This is a genomic window from Pandoraea sp. B-6 (assembly GCF_000282835.1).
In the GTDB taxonomy this organism is placed as follows: domain Bacteria; phylum Pseudomonadota; class Gammaproteobacteria; order Burkholderiales; family Burkholderiaceae; genus Pandoraea; species Pandoraea cepalis.
In genome coordinates, this window is record NZ_AKXS01000134.1 from 1 (window position 1) to 4,638 (window position 4,638).

The window sequence follows — 4,638 nt, forward strand, 5'->3', positions numbered from 1 at the left end:
GCTTCCTCTTCGGCACGAGCCTTGTCGGCCGCCGCGCTCGCCTTCTCGGCGGCCGCGCGCGCTTCCTCGCTGGCCTTGCGGGCCTGCTCGCGTTCGGCTTCGGCCTTGGCCGCTGCCGCCTTCTCGGCTTGCTCGGCCTTTTCGGCGTCGGCCTTGGACACCTTCTCGGCTTCGACGTCGACCTGGGCCTCCGCCTTCGCTTCGGCCTTCGCCTTCTGTTCGTCGGCCGCCTTGGCCGCCGCGGCGCGCTCCGCTTCCTCGCGCGCACGGCGCTCGGCGGCTTCCTTCTCTTCGCGCTCGCGACGCTCGGCTTCCTCGCGCTCCAGTTGTTCCTGGCGCAGCTTGAGCTCAGCCGCTTCCGCCGCCAGACGCTCCGCTTCGCGACGCGCGTCTTCTTCACGCTGGCGCAGGGCTTCGTCTTCGGCGGCAGCCGCCGCGCTCTCCGCGCCTTCCGCGACGTCGTCACGCTTGACGAAGGTGCGCTTCTTGCGCACTTCCACCTGAATCGTGCGCGCCTTACCGGTCGCGTCGGCTTGCTTGATTTCCGAGGTCTGGCGACGCGTCAGAGTAATCTTCTTTTTGTCGCCGTCGCCGGCGCCGTGCGAACGGCGCAGGTGCTCCAGCAGACGGGCCTTGTCGGCTTCCGTCAGGGAATCGTCGGCGCTGAGTTTTTCCACGCCGGCGGCTTTGAGTTGCTCCAGCAACACGCCGGCCGGCATTTTGAGTTCTGCAGCAAATTGGGCTACGTTGATGCTCGCCATTCAAACCTCTTCAAGCAAGGCCAGGCGCCTTGCGGTTAACTTCAAAGTTCACTGTTCCATATACATGCCAGGGCAGGTCATCATTGGAACCAGTGCTCTCGCGCTTTCATGATCAGGGCTTTCGCGGCTTCCTCGTCGACGCCGGTCATCTCGGTCAGTTCGTCGACGGCCAGCTCGGCCAGATCATCGCGCGTCTGAATTTCGTGCTCGGCCAGTTGGGCCAGCAACTCAGGCGACATACCGTCGAGGCTCTTGAGATCGAGCGCAACGCCCTCGACTTTCTCCTCGGTGGCAATCGCCTGTGTCAGCAGGGCGTCGCGCGCACGATTGCGCAGTTCATGCACCGTGTCCTCGTCGAACGCTTCGATCTCGAGCATTTCGTTCAAAGGCACGTAGGCGATCTCTTCCAGGCTCGAGAAACCTTCCTCGATCAGAATGTCCGCCATTTCTTCGTCCACATCGAGACGCTGCATGAACAGCGAGCGCAACGTGCCACGCTCCTCGTTCTGCTTCTCGGCCGACTCGTCCGGCGTCATGATGTTGATCTGCCAACCGGTCAGATCCGATGCGAGTCGCACGTTCTGACCGCTGCGACCGATCGCCACCGCCAGTTCGTTCTCGTCGACGACGACGTCCATGCTGTGCTTTTCTTCGTCCACGACGATCGACTGCACCGACGCCGGCGCAAGCGCGCCGATCACGAATTGCGCGGGGTCTTCCGACCACAGCACGATGTCGACGTTCTCGCCGCCAAGCTCGTTACGCACCGCCTGCACGCGCGTGCCGCGAATGCCCACGCAGGTGCCGATCGGATCGATACGCTTGTCATACGCCACCACGGCGATCTTGGCGCGCACACCCGGATCGCGAGCGGCCGACTTGATCTCCAGCAGACCTTGCTCGATTTCCGGCACTTCCATGCCGAACAGTTCGATCAGGAATTCCGGCGCCGTGCGCGAGAGCTCGATCTGCGGGCCGCGCGCCGTGCGGTCGACCTTCGCGATGTACGCGCGGACACGGTCGCCGATACGCAGATTTTCCTTCGGGATCAGTTGATCGCGACGCAGCAGCGCTTCGACACGGCCCGACTCGACGACCAGGTTGCCCTTGTCGAGACGCTTGACCGCACCGGTCATGATCTTCTCGCCGCGATCCAGGAAGTCCGTGAGGATCTGTTCGCGCTCGGCATCGCGGATGCGCTGCAGAATCACCTGCTTGGCCGCCTGCGCACCGATACGACCGAATTCGACCGACTCCACGGGTTCTTCCACGAACTCGCCGATCTCGATGGACGGGTCGTCTTCCTTGGCTTCGAACTCCAGAACCTGCTTGTCCGGCTCTTGCAGGCCCGCCTCGTCCGGCACCACGACCCAGCGACGGAAGCTCTCGTGCTCCCCCGACTCGCGGTCGATATGTACGCGAATGTCGACGTCCTCGGCATAGCGCTTCTTGGTGGCCGAGGCCAATGCTGCTTCAAGCGCGGCGAACACGACGTCCTTGTCGACGTTCTTTTCGCGCGCGAGCGCATCGACCAACAGCAATACTTCGCGACTCATCGTTTGCGACTCCTAAAATCAATCTGCGGCACTAGGCGCGCACGGTCAATATCCGCGAGGGTGAAGTCGAGCAGCGCCGGGCCGCCCTTGCCTTCGAACTCCAGGCTCAAGTTCTCACCTTGCGGCGCCTGCAGGATGCCGCGAAACTGCTTGCGACCTTCCAGCGGCACACGCAACGTAAGACTCACTTCCGCACCGGCAAAACGCTCGAAGTCACGCAGCTTGCGCAGCGGACGATCCAGCCCCGGTGACGACACTTCGAGTCGGTCGTAATTGACGTTCTCGACCATCAGGACATGCGAGAGCTGACGGCTCACCGTCTCGCAGTCATCGATCGCGATGCCTTCCGGCTTGTCGATGTACACGCGCAGCAAACCGCCGCCGGCGCGTTCAATATCGACCAGCTCGTAACCCAGGCCTTCGACCGTGGTCTCGATCAGTTCTGGCAATTGCAACTTTGCTCACCCTAGAAAAACTCGCGCGCATTAGCGGCGCCCGACAGGTCTGCGCGCCCCGCATGGGGCGCCGCACGATACCGGCCCTCGATCGTCCGGGCCGGCGTACCCGTGTCGGCACACCCACTCCCGAACGCGGCGGCATCGGCCGCGCGCAAAACGCTCGCGGCAAAAAAAAATGGGCGAAACGCCCATTTCTTACAGCCTCATTGCGCATGAGGTGCGTGCCGCAACAGGAGTTGCTGCACGCGGACCAGCTTATTGATTGATTTTATATGATTTTGGGCCGATTTGCAACGCTTGGCACCCCCAAAACCCGTCGGACAGGCGCCCTTGCCGCGTTGCCGCATGCAGGATGGACCCAACGAACGAATGTCCCCGTTATTTCGGACGCCAGGCCAGGGGCAACACACTGGCGCCCCTGCCTGCCGTCGTCCGCCCTGGGGGCGTTCCAACGAAATCAACGTGAACGGTTGCCGCCGCGATTGCCACGGTTGCCTTGATTGCCACCACCTGTATTGCCGCCGCCACTTCCACCCGCACGGTTGCCGCCACGACTGCGATTACCATTGACGTTACCGTTGCCGCCACCGTTACCGCCGCGCGACTGACCGCCAAAACCACCGCCGCCCGCCGACGAATTCCCACCGCCGAAACGTCGTCCCTCGCCTCGCGGCGAAGGCGTTTGCCCCGGGTAGCCGCCGCTCGGGCCAACGAAGGCCGTCAGCGGATTGGGCCGGGGACGACGCGACTGGCCCGGCTCGCGGCTGAACACGCCCAAGGCCGTCTGCATCGGGTCCGGTTGACGGCGCGGCTCTTTCGGCGCGCCGGCTTTGCCGCCACGACCACCCACACTGCCCTTGTCGTCCGAGCCGGTGCCCGGCATCTTCATGCCGACCGTCGCGAACAGGGAGCGCACCTGCGCCTCGTCCAGCTCTTCGTAACGGCCGCGCTTGAGACCGCGTGGCAGCGTCAGCGGGCCGTAACGCGTACGGATCAGACGACTCACCATCAGGCCCGCCGCATCGAACATGCGACGCACTTCGCGGTTGCGGCCTTCGGTCAACGCGACGTGATACCAGTGATTCGACCCTTCGCCACCGCCGTCCTGCAACCGCAGGAAATTGGCTTTGCCGTCGTCCAGCTCGATGCCGCGCAGCAGCTGCTGACGCGACGCCTCGCTCAATTGCCCCACGGTACGCACGGCATATTCACGCTCGATGCCATAACGCGGATGCATGAATCGGTTCGCCAGATCGCCCGACGTCGTGAGGATCAGCAAGCCTTCCGTGTTGAAGTCCAGGCGCCCAACGGCGAGCCACTTGGCCGTCTTCATCGGCGGCAAGCGATCGAATACCGACGCACGGCCTTCCGGATCGGAATGGCTGACGATCTCGCCCGACGGCTTGTGATAGAGCAGCACGCGCGGCGGTTTGCTCGTGATGCGACGCTTGACGAGCTTGCCGTTGATGCGGACCTGATCGGTCGGCAGAATGCGCTGACCGATGTGCGCGGGCTCGGCGTTGACCGACACGCGTCCGGCGAGAATCAGCTCTTCCATCTCGCGACGCGATCCCATGCCGGCCTCGGCCAGCACTTTGTGCAGCTTGGGCGCCTCATCGTCCGGCGACAGGACACGACGGTCGGCCGGGCGGCGGCCGCGCTTGGCAGCCGCCTTGGCATCGCCTTCGGACTCGTCGCTATCGAAGCCACCCGACGTCACGAACGCGAACAGATCGTCGTCACCGCCCTTAGGCGCCTTGCCACCCTTGCCGCCCTTGCCGCCACCGACGCCTGCGCCGCCCCGGGCACCGCCCGTCGACTCCTTGCGGCCACGGCCCTTGGCACCCTGCGGCGCCCTGCCTG

General features: G+C 64.3%; 4 protein-coding genes. All 4 read right to left on the reverse strand.

From position 1 onward, the window contains the following. The coding region (locus A985_RS26865) for a translation initiation factor IF-2 associated domain-containing protein (protein WP_198288631.1) at positions 1–761 on the reverse strand (761 nt) is incomplete at its 3' end. A gap of 80 nt (positions 762–841) precedes the next feature. Further along, positions 842–2,317 (reverse strand): transcription termination factor NusA, encoded by a 1,476-nt coding sequence (gene nusA, locus A985_RS0100925; protein WP_017231556.1) that lies wholly within the window; start codon positions 2,315–2,317, stop codon positions 842–844. Beyond that, positions 2,314–2,772 (reverse strand): ribosome maturation factor RimP, encoded by a 459-nt coding sequence (gene rimP, locus A985_RS0100930; RefSeq protein WP_017231557.1) that lies wholly within the window; start codon positions 2,770–2,772, stop codon positions 2,314–2,316. The genes nusA and rimP overlap by 4 nt, the downstream gene beginning before the upstream one ends. A gap of 460 nt (positions 2,773–3,232) precedes the next feature. Then, positions 3,233–4,638: pseudouridine synthase (locus A985_RS0100935; RefSeq protein ID WP_017231558.1), on the reverse strand; the 1,406-nt coding region annotated here is incomplete at its 5' end.